We start from the raw sequence: 15251 nt of genomic DNA, 5'->3' as shown, positions 1-15251 counted from the left end.
GATGGAGCATTGTTTCTACCAATCTTGCAAGGTTTGCATTTTAATTATTGGTGAAATGGCGTATGATACGACCTTTGTAAATGAAGCACGCACCTTGTGTGATACGTTACATGTCACTGTTTTACCGCATGAAATTCCTCAGATGGTACGTGAAAAGAGAGTTGATTTGATTTTTGGTTCGCTCTCTGCTTCGAATGAAGCGTTGTATGTTCCCATGCTTCAAGAGGTGAAAAGAGCCTTTCCTTTGATTAAGATGTTGCTTTTTTTACAGAGTGAAGAGCTACGTTTATTGGATGATATTTTAGCCCTACGGTGTGATCGTTATTTGAGTATGAAAAAAGAGCGTTTAAATGCGCTCTTCCATCTTAAGGCGAGTATTGAAACATTTACCCATGATATTTATCTTGCGGAACGTCACTATTTTCAAACCTTGCTCGATTTTTCGATTGTTTCTCAAACGGATGTAGAGGGGAATATTACCTATGTCAATGATAATTTTCTAAAAGTGACGGGGTATAAGGCAGAGGAGTTATTGGGTAGAAATCATCGTATGATTAAACACGCCAATACCCCTTCTAGCGTTTTTGAGGAGATGTGGCAGACCATTACGCAGGGGAGAGTATGGCGAGGACAAATCGTCAATCGTAACAAAGATGGAAGTGATTTTTGGGCGGAGACGATGATTATCCCTTTTAAAGAGAAAGAGAGTCAAAAAATTTTGCAGTATCTTTCCATCCGTCATGACTTAACCCCATTTTTGGAAAAAGAGCGTCTCTCCAATGAAATTAAACAAAAAGCCTTAGAACAAGAGCATCTCTCAGAAGCCAAAGATGCTTTTTTAGTTCTTTTTACACATGAACTCAAAACGCCACTGAATGCCATTTTAAATTTTGCGCAGTATTTGCATAAGCATATGCCCAATATTGACGAAGTGCCTAGAGAAAAGCGGCTTTATTTGTTGGAACAAATCTATAAGAGTGCCTCATCGATGTTGGATAATGTCACCAATATTTTAGATTTGGGAAAATTGCGCCATGATAAATTGCACTACAATTTAACACTTTTCCATCCTAAAGAAGCTATTTTAGATGTGATTGAAAAACATAACGCACTTGCATTAGAGCATAAAAAGCGCATTGTGTTTAAACACGATGGACAGGATGCTTATTTAACCAGTGATGAATACCGTTTTAAGCAAATTCTTTCTAATATTCTCTCTAATGCGATTAAGTATGGAACGTCGATTGTTGAAATTTTTTTATTGGTGACCAAAGAGAGTATCGAAATTGTGATACAAGATGATGGCAAGGGCATTAAAGATAAAAAAGAGGTTTTTGAACTCTACAATAAAAGCTCCGCAGCACAAAGCAGTCGTGAAAAAAAAGGAACGGGCATTGGGCTTCATTTTGTTAAGCTTTTGTGTGAAGGGTTGAATTTCGAGTATGTGCTTGAGGATTCTCTAAGCTTGGGTGGTACGAGATTTACACTGCGTAAACGATTGAAGGAGTGGAAAAATGGTTAAGGTTTTAATTGTTGATGACAATGACAATAACAGACTCACACTCAACCTTCTCTTAGAAGAGGTTGAAGGCATCGAAGTGTATGAGGCGGAAGATGGACAAATCGCTGTTGAGATGTGCGCAAAGCAAAATTATGATTTGATTTTTATGGATATTATGATGCCCAATCTGGATGGATTTGAGGCAACAAAATTTATTAAGCAACTGCATAAAAAAAGCATGGTGATTGCTATTAGTGCGCTGGATGATGAGACTTCTAAAAATAAAATGCTCTCATTAGGTGCGGAGGATTATCTCACCAAACCGCTGCATGCGGAGCATTTTTTACAGCGCATTAGGCAGTATTTGCGCATTATCGCACTGCGCCATAAACCGATGCAAAAATTTCCTAAAGCCCTTAACCCTTTCAATACACATGTGTTTCGCCGTAGTACGACGTTTCATATTGAAGATGAGAGTGCATTGGCTGAATTTTGGGATTATTGGCTTAATAATGAAAAAAGCGTGATTGATTTGAGTGATTGTGTGCGATTGATGTATGGTTTTTCTCTTTGGCTGCTTAAACATGCGCAGGAGTGTGCGATTGTGGTGGAGGAGAATGAAGAAAAGTTGTATATGATGCTTTTACATGTAAAGCCACTTCGAAGCAATATTATTAAAAATATTCTTCTACGAAATTTTCCTAATGCCAAATATATTCTCTCTCATGAAATGTTGGCATTTCAGCTTGATAAGGTGATGAAAAAAAGCAATGGCTCCGTGGAAGTGAGTGATGAGGCAAAAGAAATTCTCTCTAAAACACATGATAATCTTTTAAGTGCCACAGAATATGTCAATAATACGGCGATTTCGTTTATGTCAAAAATTGATAGTTTAGAAGCATTGAATGATGAGACAGATAGAGCGATTTTGGATTTTGAAAAAGAGCCAAATAAACGTAATTTAATGATTATTTCTGAAAATTTTCAAGAGTATGCGGATATTTTGGCGGAACTCTTAGAGTTTGAGCATTTGGGTTTTGCGATTCAGACGTTGATTAACTTTTTAGATACGTTAACGGTGGAGCAGCTTGATAGTGAAAAAGCGAAACGACTCAGTGCTATGCTGTTAAATTTACTGCATGATTTAGCGTCGTGGAGAGAAAATGTTTTTATTACTCAAATTGCACGGGATGTGCACTATTTAGATTCTTCTTTACTCTCTTCGTGCATTCAAATCGAAGCCATTTTCGATGAGAAGAGTTTGGATTTAAGTCACGATGATGAGATAGAGTTTTTTTAAATTTTATGACCTAAGCCCTCTTGTTGAGTGGCTTAGGACTGAATGCGGTAGGTATCTCGTCCCTCATTTTTAGCCAAATAAAGCGCTAAATCTGCATTTTTAATAAGTTGGTTAAAGTCGCTTCCGTGTTTTGGAAAGATACTCACACCAATACTTGCGGTTACATGTAAATGATGATTTCGGATTTTAAGTGGTTGTCCAATGGTCTCCACGAGTTTTGCGGCAATGGTTTTAAGATTTTCTTCATTATCGACATTGTCAATTAAGATAATAAACTCATCACCCCCAAAGCGGGTTACGGTATCGCTTTTGCGGGTACATAAGAGCAGTGTCTTTGCGACATGGATTAAGATCATATCACCCACATCGTGTCCTAAAGTGTCGTTAATTTCTTTAAAATTATCCAAGTCCAAAAAGAGGATGCCAAACTTTTTATCGCTTTGCGCTCCCTCGTCGATAAGTTGTTGAAGCTTTTGATTGAGGACGGTACGATTAGCCAGTGAGGTTAAGTGGTCACAATGAGCTTGTTGGTAGATAATATCACGCTGTTTAATCAATTTATTCTTGGCTGTCTCAAGTTTTCTAATCGTTGCATTAGCCGTCTTGACCGCTTTTTCAAGCGCTTGACTCTCTTTATCGCAACGCATTTTTTCTTCCATCAAAGAGGTTTGGTCATAAATGAGAAGCGTAACGTGTCTAGCAGCGGTATCGTATGGCAAAATCGTAATATCTTGCTGCATAAATTCAAAAACAGATTTCGTGGTAATCGAATTTTTCATGGGAAGTAGATAGTGATTGGCATCGGCGGTAAAAAAAGAGGGACTTTTAAGCGTTAAAGCAGTTTTAATGTGACGTTTGAGTGATTTGAGACGATCTTCATCCAACTCAAAGAGGGATAAAAGGTTTTTTCCTATGGCGTGTTCAGGTGCAAAATTAGCATGAACGCCCACCCATTTGTTGACAAAATGGAGAGTTAAATCCTCATCAATAATTAAAATCCCCACATTCAAAGAGTGAATAATTTTTTCGCACTGTATCATTATTATAACTTATCAATCGTCTTTTTAAGATGCTCAAGCATTTGTTTGTTAAGCAAAATAAACATATGTCCTAGGATATTCTCTTTTTCAATATCCAAAGCCGTTTTAATCACAATGACATTATCATACCCCTCTACTTTGTCATATTCATCCATGCGAGCGATTTCACGTTTTTCGATGGAGGGCACTTTAAAAATGGTTTCTCCATCAATGATTTCACAAAATTTGCCAATGCACGCTGAGGTGATAATATTGGTTAATTCTAAAATTGACGCTTTAATGTCACTCTCATCACTGGAACTCTGCTTTAACAATAGATTTGAGAAGGCTTGAGCTGAATAGGTATTAAACACAAATAAGACTTCCCCGTTAAAAGAACCTAAAAAGCGTTGTTTTGTCAAATAAAAGTCATATTTTTCTTCTAGAATTTCTATAATTTTATCGTCAAGATTGAGAATATCAATACTGGAAATTTCAGGAATATGCAATTTTGCATGGTTGTCAAGCATGTCACCAATTAAAGAGGCAGAAAGCCCAAAAGAGACATTAATCAGCTCTTTAAGCACATCTTCTTGTTGTGGATTGAAATAGTGTGTCATCTTAAAATACCAACTTTAATAAGGTTGTTCGAAACTCTTCTGCATCGACAGGTTTTGAGAGAATAGCAGAAGCCCCAAGGCTGAGCACTTTCTCTTTTGTACTTTTTTGACGATCGGCTGAAATCATAATCACGAGGGCGTTAGGGTTGAGCTCTCGAATGCATTTTAGGGCTTCAAAGCCATCCATTCCAGGCATTGTAATATCTAAAAACACAAGATCAGGTTGGTGTTCTTTGTAAAGTGTGATGGCTTCTTCCCCATCGCATGCTTCAAAAATATGTGCGTTTTCAACAATTTTTTTTGGAATCATCTCAATAAGCCATTTGCGAGAAATATTAGAGTCATCCACGACTAAAAAAATCATCTTTTGGGAACTGCCCATCTCATAATCCTAATGTTTCAAATTTATAACATTTTAAAGCATACAAAAACTATCTTTAAATTTCTATATAAGATACGGTTTTGTCGCTTCTTTTCTTTCCAATGGAGATGATTTTACCATCTTAGTGTTAATAGCAAGGGTGTAAGTTTCTTTGGGTAATGCTTTGGTAAAACTGAGCACAATACGACAGGCTAAAGCTTCATCTTCTGGACTAGCGTTGGAAGAAAGCAGTGCACTAGGAGCACTCATCGCTTCCTTTACATGTAAAAGGTTAAATTTGGAATTTTCTAAAGTATCCAGAAAATTATTTTCCATTTCATTTCTTCCCACAACCAGTTTCGCTCCATCTGGTAAACGAAAATGACGTCCATTTTTGAGCACATCAATATCTTCTTTGCTAAACGAATCATAGGTTATAAAATCTCTTAAACGTGCGGTAAATGCGACATCCGTAAGCAAACAGCCACCTGCTGGAGAGGGGTAATCTTCCCAGCCTAAGGCTTGAGCGAGTTCAAGTTGTCTGTGGCGTCCTCGACCATTGAGGTCTAAAAGGCGATTTCTATCGACCCATCCTTCACGCTCAGGTTTTGTCTCTTTCATCACTTTGGCGCTCAGAGGGCGAAGGATGAGCTCTTCTTCCATATCGTTTGCAAGTTTTTTGACCAGTTGGAGGGCATCTTTGTTTTGACTCATAGGACGTTGAGCGATCACTTCTCCTGTGGCAATAAAAGAGGCACCATAGCGAGGTAAAAGTGATTTGGCAACGCTAAACATAAACCCGTGGCAATCAATGCAAGGATTGAACTGTTTCCCATAACCATATTTTGGACTAAAGAGGATTTTTTGAAGGTATTCATCTCGTACATCAATGACTTCAAGGCATGCCCCTGCGAGCTTAGCTCTGCGCTCAAGTGTTTCATAATGGTCATCTTTAATACCAAAACCTATGTTTACATGTAAGGCAATCACTTCAATGCCTTGCTGAACGAGAACATTGACAGCTAACATACTGTCAAGTCCACCACTAAAGAGTACTAATGCTTTCATATGGGACGAGTTCACCTTGTTTTAATTTCATCATTTTTTCTTGAATTTTTCGAATCAAAAACTGTTTTTTTTCATAACTGAGTTCACGAGCGGATCGGATTTCTTGAAATTTTTCGCTGTAATAGTGATATAAAAAAGAGATCATCGAAGCAATCAGCTCTTTTTCATCGTAAATCTTAATATCTTCCCACAGCTCAATACGTCTTAGCTTTGGGTGTTCACGCTGATTTTCAAGCAGGAGCATAAACTCCTCTTGGTGGGTTTTAAACATGCTACTATCAATCGTATCTAAAACGGTATCTATGAGCGAGGGTTCGCTTAAAATAGTTTTGATAATAGTGAGCTCTAACATATCTTCAAAGACACGCTCTTTTTTTTCTAAGCGTTTGGGTTTATGGGTTTGAATTTTGACCAAATTATGGTGCAAACCTAAGCGTTCAGAGAGCAATCCTGTATAACTCTCTTGTACGGCTTGAGGCAAGGTTTTGAGGTATGCCATCGCCTCTTCAAGGGCGTTTTGTTTGGAGAGAGGGTCTTTAAGGTTGTGTTTTTTAACCATGCGCTCTAGGGCAAATTCAACAAAGGGTTGTGGTTTGCGAAAAAGATGATTGAGTGCGTCAAGCAGTCCTTTTTGAACCATATCCGCAGGATCCATTCCTTGAGAAAAGAGTACCACACCGCCTCGTAGAGCGTGTTGGCTTAAAAGCATAGAAGCTTTTAAAGCGGCGTTAATGCCCGCTTCATCGCCATCATATGCCACAATCACTTCAGGATCGCCTCTGGAGATAAGTGGAAGATGTTCGTGTGTCAAAGCCGTTCCTAGGGTGGCTACGGCGTGGGTAAACCCTGCTTGATGGAGCATAATAACATCCAAATACCCCTCTGTGATAATCAGTGCTTTGCGTTTAAAAATCGTCTCTTTCGCCAATGGGTATCCATAAAGCAACTGCGATTTGTTGAAATGTTTGGTTTGGGGTGAGTTGACATATTTGGCAGGATGGTTAGAGAGGGTGCGTCCTCCAAATCCCACCAGTTTATTGCTTGGAGCATAGATAGGAAACGTCACCCGTTCAATAAAACGTGCGTAGGGTTGGTTGTTTTCACCGATTCCCGCCACACCATACTCTATCGCTTCACTCATCGTATAGGCGTGTTTACTTAAAAAATCCAGGGTTGAAAAAGAGGAAGGAGCGTAGCCTATTTCAAACTTTTCAATCATCGCTTCAGAGATACCTCGTTGCGATAAATAATTTTTTGCGCTTAAGTGCTTATCGAGTTCTTTCACGTAAAATGCATTGAGATTTTCCATCAATTTTCGATTCTCTTTTTGCGCGCCATTTTGCGTGGTATATGTGAGGGAAAAATTGACCATGTTGGCGAGTTTTTCAATGCTTTCGGGGTAGCTTAATTTTTCATATTCCATGACAAATTTGATGCTATCTCCCCCTGCGCCACAGGCAAAACAGTGATAGATTTGTTTGGAGGGACTCACCACAAGGCTTGGGCTAGTGTCGTTGTGAAAAGGGCAGACGCATTTGTAGTTTGCACCATTTTTTTTCAACTCCAAATAAGAGCCAATCACTTCGACAATATCAAGACGTTGTTTGAGGTTTTCTATGGATGTTTTATCTATCATAAGGGAAATTATAGCAAGTTTGGTATAATAAACCTCTTTGATGTTTTTGTGAAAGGTTTGGTGTGGATAATTTTTTTATAGAGTATCGTGATCCACTTTTTGGAGTGATTATTTTATTTGCGATTGTCTTTGTTATCTCTTTTTCAAACTATTGGTGGGGTATCTTCAAAAGCAAAGAAGATAAGCAAAGTATTGATAAATTTGTGAAAAAGTTTGAAATTGTTACCGACGAAAATGAGTATAAAAAACTGCTCGAAGATGCTTCTATTCCTCTTGAATCTTTAGCCTTACTAGCCCATGCTTACGCAAAAGGTGGGGATTATGAAAAAGCAATTAATATCTATTTGGTAACGCTTAAGCGGGTTAAGGGAAAAGATGAGAAGCAGTATCTTCTCTCAACGCTTGGAAAGATTTACTTTAAAGCGGGATTTTTGCACCGCAGTTCGGATGTTTTTTTAGAGTCTTTACGTCTGCACCCTCGCAATGAAGAGTCTTTAAAGTACTTAAGTGTGGTTTATGAGCAACTTCAAGAGTATGCTAAAGCGCAAGAGGTTTTAGAATCGCTTGAGGAGATGGGCGCAAAAGTACACCTTCAAAGTCTCTACCTTAAGGCGTTAGCGATTTTAAAAGAGAGTCATTTAAGTGATAAAGAGAAAAAAGAGCAACTCTTAGTTTTAGCCAAAGAAGAGCCTTTTTTAAAGCGTAAGCTGTTTGAATTTATGTGTGAAAATGGAATGGTGATTGAGCCTTCCTTTTTTGAGGATTTGCCCTTTGAAGAGATGCTGGATGTTGTATGGTATTTGGATGAAAGGGTTTATAATATTCTTACATGTAACAAAGATTTGGTAAGAGCTATTGCTATGGCAAAGGGGCTTATTCCGTATGAAAAAATGGAACAGATTCCTTTTGCTTTGGAGGTCTTAGGCGAGTTACAGCACGCTGGATATCAAGAAGCAACATTGGGATTTGAGTATATGTGTATGGAGTGTAAGCAGGTGTTTCCTATCCATTTTTACCGATGTCCGCATTGTCAAAGCATTCATACCGCTAAGATTCATCCCCTTTTAACTCAAGTTCAGCATGAAGAAAATCTCTCTTTTTTGTGATGGCTCATCCCTAGGTAATCCTGGGGCGGGAGGGTATTGTGCGATTTTGCGGTTTGGAGATGCTGAAAAAATCATTAGCGGTGGCATGGCAGATGCGACCAATAATCAGATGGAACTTTTAGCGGTGATTAAAGGTTTAGAAGCACTAAGAGAGCCATGTGATGTGACTTTGGTGAGTGATTCGAGTTATGTTGTACGAGGCATTAATGAGTGGTTAGTTGGTTGGGTGAAAAAAGGGTTTGTTAAAGTGAAAAACCCTGAGTTATGGCAAGCGTATTTGGAAGTTTCTAAAGGGCACAAGGTAAAAGGTGTGTGGGTGAGAGGGCATGATGGGCATGTTGAAAATGAGATGTGCGATAAAATTGCTAAAGAAGAAGCAATGAAAATTAAAGAGAAAGGATAGAAGGATGCAACAAAAATTAGAGGCGTTACAGAAGCGTTTGGGTTATCAGTTTAAAAACCAAAACCTGATAATCGAGGCACTCACGCATAAGAGTTCCAAACAGCCGTATAACAATGAGCGTTTGGAGTTTTTGGGAGATGCGGTGTTGGATTTGATTGTGGGAGAGTATTTGTATAAAGAGTTTTTAGGGGTAGCAGAGGGGGAACTCTCCAAACTTCGAGCCTCTTTGGTCAATGAGAAGAGCTTTGAAAAACTCGCTCGATTACTTCATTTGGGTGAGTCGATTTATATCTCTTTGGCAGAAGAGAATAATAATGGGCGTGAAAAACCCTCTTTGCTTTCCAATGCGTTTGAGGCGATTATTGGAGCGCTGTATTTAGAGGCGGGGCTAGAGAAAGCTCGAACGCTTGCTATTTCACTTTTAGAAGAGGCGTATCCTAAAATTGATATGGACGCTATTTTTAGAGACCATAAAACCACCCTTCAAGAGTTGACACAAGCCCATTTTGGGGTGACACCAGAGTATCGTTTGGTACGCTCTTTTGGACCTGACCATCAAAAAGAGTTTGAGATTGCTGTGAGTGTAAGAGGGAGTGATTTGTCTTTGGCCAGTGGCAAGAGTAAAAAAGAGGCACAACAAAAAGCTGCTCTGTTGGCATTAGAGATTTTGAAAAAAGAGATTCAATGAGCAATACATTTGGACGAAGGTTTTGTTTTACTACTTTTGGAGAGTCGCATGGAAGGGCGATTGGGTGTGTGGTCGATGGCGTACCTGCAGGACTTAGTATTGATGAGGTGTTTATTCAAAGTGAGCTAGACCGCAGAAAACCAGGGCAAAATAAATTTGCCACGGCTCGTAAAGAGGGCGATAAAGTCGAGATTTTAAGTGGGGTGTTTGAGGGAAAAAGCACAGGAACACCTATTGCGATGGTGATTTTCAATGAAAATCAAAAAAGTGGGGATTATGAAAACGTCAAAAATCTTTTTCGTCCAGGGCATGCGGATTTTACTTATTTTCACAAATACGGCATCAGGGATTATAGGGGTGGCGGACGCAGTAGTGCTAGAGAAACGGCAGCCCGTGTAGCCGCTGGGGCAGTTGCAAAACTGCTTTTAAATGCGTTACATGTAAAGGTACAAAGTGGCATTTGTGCGATTGGTGGTATTGAGGCGCAAAGTTATGATTTTGAACGTGTCAGCCACAGTGAAATTTACGCATTGGATGCGAGTGTTGAAGAGGCGCAAAAAGAGAAAATTTTAGAGGCGAAAAATGCGCATGATTCCATTGGCGGTGTGGCATTGGTGCAGATTGTGGGTGCACCTATTGGGCTAGGTGAGCCGATGTATTATAAGCTTGACGCACTTTTAGCGGATGCCATGATGGGCATTAATGGCGTCAAAGGCGTTGAGATTGGTGAGGGGTTTCATGCCTCAGGGCTCAAAGGTTCACAAAATAACGATGCCATCACTCAAAGTGGATTTGTAAGTAATCACAGTGGGGGCATTTTAGGCGGTATGAGCAATGGCGATGTCGTTACATGTAAAGTCTATTTTAAACCCACCCCTTCTATTTTTCTCTCTCAAGAGACGATTGATACAGAAGGTCACGCTTTAACATGCAACCTCAAAGGAAGGCATGATCCGTGTATTGCTGTTAGAGGCAGTGTGGTGGCTGAGTCGATGGCAGCTTTAGTAATAGCAGACTTATTACTTCTAAATCTTGGTACTTCGATGGAGCATTTAAAACAGATTTACATGTAACAAGAGATGGGCTACTTTTGTAGCCACATCTTTATGCCAGTAATGTAAGAATTTGGTAGGTTATAAACGCTAAAATCCACGCAGTCGCAAAGGTAAAAACCACCAAATATGCGGTATATTTGTGACTCTCTGCCTCTTTGGCAAAAACAACGGTTGCGGCAAGGCACGGTAAGTAAATCATCACAAAGACGATAAATGCCATGCCTGAGGCAAAACTGACATTTGACGCAATAATCTCTCTTAAAGAGCTATCTTCTTCTGTGACTTCATCGCCGATCGAATACAAAACACCCAGTGTTGAAACAATGACCTCTTTAGCCGCTAGTCCACTCAGTGTTGCCACGCTCATTTTCCAGTCAAAGCCTAATGGAGCGAAGAAAGGCTCAATCGTTTTGCCCATCATCCCTAAATAAGTATTCTCCATCAATTTTTCATTTTTTTCATTTTCAAGTGTTGCGATGGCTTCTTCACGTAAGGCAGAGATTTCGGTTGCATTTTGCTCTAAAGAATCTTCTAGCTCAGCGGTTTGAAGCGCTTCGATTTTTGCGGTGTAACTCTCTTCAAGCAAACTATTGTGTGGATAGGAGCTGATAAACCAGATGAGCATGGAAGCGACAAGAATGTAGGTGCCTGCTTTTTTAAGGTACATTAAGGATTTGGAATAGACGACAAACCAGAGTAGTTTTAAGCTTGGAAGGCGGTATTTTGGCATCTCCATCACAAAGGGTTCATCCTCACCTTTAAACACAGTCATACGAAGTACTTTAGCGGCAACAAGCCCTAAAAGTGCGCCTGAGATATAGATACCAAAGAGAACATTGCCTGCGACATCTTCTTCAAAGAATGCTCCAGCAAAAAGAACATACACAGGAAGGCGTGCGCCACAACTCATAAAACCAATGATAAACATGGTAAGAAGTCTGTCTTTTTTATTTTTAAGCGTTCGTGCTGCCATATAGGCTGGAACGGAACAGCCAAAACCTGTGACTAAAGGAATAAAACTTTTGCCGTGAAGCCCGAATTTATGGAAAAAACCATCGAGTAAAAACGCCGCACGTGCCATATACCCTGTCGTTTCTAAAAGGGCAATCCCTAAAAATAAAATCATAATGTTCGGCAAGAACATGACCACGCTTCCTACACCTGCGATGATGCCATCCACGATTAAGGATTGAAGCGCTTCGTTTTCAATGGTTGCACCAATCGTTTCACCCAACCAGCCAAAGCCCTCTTCAATCCAACCCATGGGAACTTCACCTAAGCTAAACGTGAGTTGAAAAAGTCCCCACATCAAAAAGATAAACAGAGGAAGTCCGAAAAGTTTGTGAATTAAAAGCGCATCAATCGCTTGGGTGAGGTTTTTGCTTTTGGGTGTTTTTAGGCTTAACACTTCTGCGCATAGACCCATTGCAAAGGCGTTATGTTGTCGGTTAATCACCTCTTCAATATCATCGCATCCACCATACATGTAAACATGCCCTAGCGCGTTGTTTAAAATGGGTTGAAGCTCAATATAGAGGGGTTGCTCATGCATTAAAGCGTAAATCTCTTTTTTTTGCCACAATAAACCAATGGCGATGTGACGGTTCGTTAATGTTTCATGGTGAAATCGTTTCTCCTCTAAAAAAGAGACGATTTTTTCAAGTTGCTCTTCCACTTCATCACTGTAAATGAGCTTTGGCTCCAGAAGAGGCTCTTTAAGGGTTTTTGTGAGTGTTTCTAGGAGTGCATCAATGTTGGATTTTGTTTTTGAAGAGACTTTAATACAGGGAACATTGAGGATTTTACTCATTTTTTCCGCATCAATCTCAATGCCATCTTTGATTGCTTCATCATCCATATTTAGAGCGATAATCATCTTTTTATGTTGTTCAAGCAGTTGGGTGCTCAAGAGGAGATTGCGCTCAAGGTTGGTTGAATCAACGACATTTAAAATAAGGTCGTACTCTCCTTTAAATAAAAAATCTTTGGTCACTTTTTCATCAGCGGAAAAATCTTCCAAAGAGTATAATCCTGGAAGGTCGATAAATTCGATAGCAAACTCTTCTTTGCTCAAATGGGCTGTTGCTTTTTCTACGGTGACACCTGCGAAGTTTCCGATTTTTAAATTTGAACCACTGATAGCATTGGCAAGGTGGCTTTTGCCAACATTGGGTTGTCCAACCAGTGCGATGACGACTTTTTTCACTGTTGTACCTCCACTTCAATCATCTTTGCCTCTTCAAGGCGAAGCGCAACAGAGCTAAAACCAAGTGCAATTTTGATGGTGTTTTTTTGAAGGCTTGTCTCAACGACTTCAATCGTTTTACCGACGCTAAATCCTAAAGAAAGCAGACGCTTTTTGAGGCTATTTTGTGCATTAATGGTGGTGATAAGCGCTTTTTGGTGTGTGCTTAGATGTGATAAGTCCATCCCTAAATTCCTTTTAAATGACGATTAAATTATCATGCTTTTGATAATTATTATTGGAATAATAGAGCAAAAAGCCTTTCGTTAAGCTTTGTTTTGATTGTAATTATCATCTTTTAAAAAAGAGTGGGTTGTGAAAGGGCTTTAAGTTTAAAGCTTTTACGATGAATGTCGCAATAGCCAAATTGTTGGATCATCTTTACATGTAAAGCGCTTCCATACCCTTTATGCTTCTCAAAAGCGTACTCTGGATAAGAGGGCGCAATGTCACACATGTAACGATCACGGCTCACTTTGGCTAAGATACTCGCTGCACTCACTTCTGCCACTTTCGCATCGGCTTTGACCATCGTTGAAATACCCGAAACACCAAAGGTACAGTTGCCATCCATTAAAATTTCATGCTCACAAAAGTGTGCTTTGATGGTTTCAATGGCGTATTTTAAACAGGCACTCAAGCCTTTGGTATCGACCATTTCATGGTCACAAAAGACGATTTTAAACTCCGCTGCATTTTGTAAGCGCTCAAATAAAATTTCACGTTGTTTTTCACTCAGCTGTTTTGAATCGGCTAAGCCTTTTACAGGTTCTTTTAAGACCGCACCCGCAACCACTAAAGGTCCTGCTAAACAACCTCTTCCTGCTTCATCAATGCCACATAACATTTCATTTTCCTTTTTACATGTAAAGATATTAGACTTCTTGCAAAACCTATTTTGCAAGAAGGAAAAGCACCAAGGGTGCGTGGGCATTCCACCGAGGAAAACTCAGCGTTAGCGTAGCCTTTTCACAGAAACTACGTTTTGAGCTTTGCTCTAAGGGCTACGTTAAGAATTCTGTAAGAACGCTATTAGAGTTGCAATGCCCATTCCCAGAAAGGGAAAATGGAAAAACTAAGACCTTCAATATCTTTAGCGCTTTCACTGCTTAACGTCACCACTTCAACTCGCTTTACATGTAAAGACCAAAAAGTAGGTAACAGTTTTTGTAAACGCATCTCAATCGCCTCTGTGGTCGCAAATCCAACACACAAAATCGCTAACGATTCTTCTGGAAGATAAAAATCAATCCCCTCTTCATAGAAGACTTTTTTATCCCGTTTGATGAGTTCTAAAAACACCATATTTTCAAAGCGTCTTAAAAAATCTTTTTTAAAGGTGAGGGCATCTTTAAACGTAAAATCAAGTAAAAAAACTTTTTTATTGGCATTAGGCTGGTTAAATTTTTCCACAAAAAAAAGGAGTTTTTCATCGACCAACTCTGAGGTAATGGCGTAGAGTTTATCTTTGGAAATTTTTGTAACACTTTTTAAATAGTTGTAGATTTGAAAAAGAGATACTTTCGTGCCTTGCAATTCACAAAAACGCTTATAGACCAAAAAACGGGTACTCTCTTTTAGGAGAATGTGAAGCAATTCTTGAATACTTTTTGCCTCAATGCTTTCACCATGCTGAATGTACTGTGGAAATGTACCATAGTTGGTGTAAAGATTGAAAAGATGTTCAATGTTAGAGTGTTTTTTATCGAAGGCTAAAAACTCTTCAAAATCCAAAGGATAGAGTGTGTCGTTATGAAAGCCCTCAAGCGTTTTACATGTAAAGGGTGTTGTTAGAATTATTTCAGGAACATAGGGCAATGTAAAGGAAAAATCAAAAGATTCAATGACCAAAAGTTGAAGCGAATTTTGACGTACAAATGTCTCTAAATAGTCGATAATTTCAGCCTTATCAATGCGTTCGTCTGCAAGGTCTATGTAGAGGTACTCTTTAGATTCATAGCGACTAAGATGGTCAAAAATAAGATGGGTTTTTCCACTTTTTCTAGGACCATGCAGAATGACTTTGGCATGCTCAAACGTGATTTTACGATCAATAAAAAAACTATTTTTGCAAGAAACTTCGTAGAGAAGTTGCAGGGTTTTCATCGTTTCGCTCCTTGATAAAAGTATTTTATATCTTTCCTTATTAAAAGGAAATAAAATAAGAAATCCAAGCTGAAAAACCCCTATATTTCTTGACTTTTGCTATCTATTGTAGTAAAATCACAGTCCTTTAATTAGGTCATCTT

15 protein-coding genes are annotated in these 15251 nt (G+C 39.1%); 6 read left to right on the top strand and 9 right to left on the bottom strand.

The genetic code is table 11. The annotated features are described in order from the left end of the window. Position 1 precedes the first annotated feature (1 nt). Together SDEL_RS10030 and SDEL_RS10025 are read left to right on the top strand one after the other, a co-directional pair. Positions 2 to 1522, top strand: a complete 1521-nt coding sequence (locus tag SDEL_RS10030) for a PAS domain-containing sensor histidine kinase (protein WP_012857747.1) — start codon at positions 2 to 4, stop codon at positions 1520 to 1522. Beyond that, positions 1515 to 2801, top strand: a complete 1287-nt coding sequence (locus SDEL_RS10025; RefSeq protein WP_012857746.1) for a response regulator transcription factor — start codon at positions 1515 to 1517, stop codon at positions 2799 to 2801. The genes SDEL_RS10030 and SDEL_RS10025 overlap by 8 nt, the downstream gene beginning before the upstream one ends. 32 nt (positions 2802 to 2833) lie before the next feature. Here the strand turns inward: SDEL_RS10025 and SDEL_RS10020 are convergent, their stop codons facing one another. From SDEL_RS10020 to dnaG, 5 genes are all read right to left on the bottom strand, one after another. Then, the gene (locus SDEL_RS10020) at positions 2834 to 3841 is read right to left on the bottom strand and encodes a diguanylate cyclase domain-containing protein (protein ID WP_012857745.1); all 1008 of its coding nucleotides are present in this window, start codon (positions 3839 to 3841) and stop codon (positions 2834 to 2836) included. Positions 3842 to 3843: 2 nt separating this feature from the next. Beyond that, positions 3844 to 4440, bottom strand: a complete 597-nt coding sequence (locus SDEL_RS10015; RefSeq protein WP_012857744.1) for a chemotaxis protein CheC — start codon at positions 4438 to 4440, stop codon at positions 3844 to 3846. 1 nt (position 4441) lies between these two features. Then, entirely contained in the window at positions 4442 to 4822 is a 381-nt protein-coding gene (locus tag SDEL_RS10010) for a response regulator (RefSeq protein WP_012857743.1), read from the bottom strand. 63 nt (positions 4823 to 4885) lie between these two features. Then, positions 4886 to 5869, bottom strand: a complete 984-nt coding sequence (locus SDEL_RS10005) for an argininosuccinate synthase domain-containing protein (RefSeq protein WP_012857742.1) — start codon at positions 5867 to 5869, stop codon at positions 4886 to 4888. Further along, a complete protein-coding gene (dnaG, locus tag SDEL_RS10000) occupies positions 5847 to 7505 on the bottom strand; it encodes a DNA primase (protein WP_012857741.1) in 1659 nt (552 codons plus the stop codon). Before dnaG ends, SDEL_RS10005 begins: the two co-directional genes overlap by 23 nt. Positions 7506 to 7567: 62 nt before the next feature. Here dnaG and SDEL_RS09995 point away from each other — a divergent pair, with 62 nt between their 5' ends. Genes SDEL_RS09995 through aroC form a run of 4 tightly spaced genes read left to right on the top strand, consistent with a single transcriptional unit; the run spans position 7568 to position 10775 of the window. Then, on the top strand, positions 7568 to 8611 hold the full coding sequence (locus SDEL_RS09995; protein ID WP_012857740.1) for a tetratricopeptide repeat protein: 1044 nt from the start codon (positions 7568 to 7570) through the stop codon (positions 8609 to 8611). After that, a complete protein-coding gene (gene rnhA / locus SDEL_RS09990) occupies positions 8586 to 9014 on the top strand; it encodes a ribonuclease HI (protein ID WP_012857739.1) in 429 nt (142 codons plus the stop codon). The genes SDEL_RS09995 and rnhA overlap by 26 nt, the downstream gene beginning before the upstream one ends. A gap of 4 nt (positions 9015 to 9018) precedes the next feature. Beyond that, complete coding sequence (rnc, locus tag SDEL_RS09985) at positions 9019 to 9702, top strand: ribonuclease III (protein ID WP_012857738.1); 684 nt, start codon at positions 9019 to 9021, stop codon at positions 9700 to 9702. Beyond that, positions 9699 to 10775, top strand: a complete 1077-nt coding sequence (gene aroC / locus SDEL_RS09980) for a chorismate synthase (RefSeq protein WP_012857737.1) — start codon at positions 9699 to 9701, stop codon at positions 10773 to 10775. Before rnc ends, aroC begins: the two co-directional genes overlap by 4 nt. A 31-nt stretch (positions 10776 to 10806) precedes the next feature. On the opposite strand, the gene feoB is transcribed toward aroC, so the two are convergent. The 4 genes from feoB to SDEL_RS09960 all read right to left on the bottom strand — a co-directional run bounded on the left by feoB (position 10807) and on the right by SDEL_RS09960 (position 15108). Next, positions 10807 to 12963 (bottom strand): ferrous iron transport protein B, encoded by a 2157-nt coding sequence (gene feoB / locus SDEL_RS09975; RefSeq protein ID WP_012857736.1) that lies wholly within the window; start codon positions 12961 to 12963, stop codon positions 10807 to 10809. Then, positions 12960 to 13187 carry a FeoA family protein gene (locus SDEL_RS09970; protein WP_012857735.1) on the bottom strand — a complete coding sequence of 76 codons (228 nt, stop codon included), beginning with the start codon at positions 13185 to 13187 and terminating at the stop codon, positions 12960 to 12962. Before SDEL_RS09970 ends, feoB begins: the two co-directional genes overlap by 4 nt. 113 nt (positions 13188 to 13300) lie before the next feature. Further along, positions 13301 to 13849: a ribonuclease HII gene (locus SDEL_RS09965; RefSeq protein WP_012857734.1), complete on the bottom strand. Its 549-nt coding sequence runs from the start codon at positions 13847 to 13849 to the stop codon at positions 13301 to 13303. Positions 13850 to 14034: 185 nt separating this feature from the next. After that, on the bottom strand, positions 14035 to 15108 hold the full coding sequence (locus SDEL_RS09960) for an AAA family ATPase (protein WP_012857733.1): 1074 nt from the start codon (positions 15106 to 15108) through the stop codon (positions 14035 to 14037). Between the last annotated feature and the right edge of the window lie 143 nt (positions 15109 to 15251).

The sequence above is a fragment of the Sulfurospirillum deleyianum DSM 6946 genome, from assembly GCF_000024885.1.
In the GTDB taxonomy this organism is placed as follows: Bacteria; Campylobacterota; Campylobacteria; order Campylobacterales; family Sulfurospirillaceae; genus Sulfurospirillum; species Sulfurospirillum deleyianum.
The sequence above is the reverse complement of the archived record's forward strand: the minus strand, read 5'-3'. Positions and strand labels throughout refer to the sequence as shown.

Bases quoted from the DNA above. Each gene is read 5' to 3' on its own strand.
- SDEL_RS09960 (WP_012857733.1), bottom strand. From the start codon at position 15,108: ATGAAAACCCTGCAACTTCTCTACGAAGTTTCTTGCAAAAATAGTTTT.
- SDEL_RS10015 (WP_012857744.1), bottom strand. From the start codon at position 4,440: ATGACACACTATTTCAATCCACAACAAGAAGATGTGCTTAAAGAGCTG.
- SDEL_RS10025 (WP_012857746.1), top strand. From the start codon at position 1,515: ATGGTTAAGGTTTTAATTGTTGATGACAATGACAATAACAGACTCACA.
- aroC (WP_012857737.1), top strand. From the start codon at position 9,699: ATGAGCAATACATTTGGACGAAGGTTTTGTTTTACTACTTTTGGAGAG.
- rnhA (WP_012857739.1), top strand. From the start codon at position 8,586: ATGAAGAAAATCTCTCTTTTTTGTGATGGCTCATCCCTAGGTAATCCT.
- dnaG (WP_012857741.1), bottom strand. From the start codon at position 7,505: ATGATAGATAAAACATCCATAGAAAACCTCAAACAACGTCTTGATATT.
- SDEL_RS09970 (WP_012857735.1), bottom strand. From the start codon at position 13,187: ATGGACTTATCACATCTAAGCACACACCAAAAAGCGCTTATCACCACC.
- SDEL_RS10030 (WP_012857747.1), top strand. From the start codon at position 2: ATGGAGCATTGTTTCTACCAATCTTGCAAGGTTTGCATTTTAATTATT.
- rnc (WP_012857738.1), top strand. From the start codon at position 9,019: ATGCAACAAAAATTAGAGGCGTTACAGAAGCGTTTGGGTTATCAGTTT.
- SDEL_RS10005 (WP_012857742.1), bottom strand. From the start codon at position 5,869: ATGAAAGCATTAGTACTCTTTAGTGGTGGACTTGACAGTATGTTAGCT.
- SDEL_RS10010 (WP_012857743.1), bottom strand. From the start codon at position 4,822: ATGGGCAGTTCCCAAAAGATGATTTTTTTAGTCGTGGATGACTCTAAT.
- SDEL_RS10020 (WP_012857745.1), bottom strand. From the start codon at position 3,841: ATGATACAGTGCGAAAAAATTATTCACTCTTTGAATGTGGGGATTTTA.
- SDEL_RS09965 (WP_012857734.1), bottom strand. From the start codon at position 13,849: ATGTTATGTGGCATTGATGAAGCAGGAAGAGGTTGTTTAGCAGGACCT.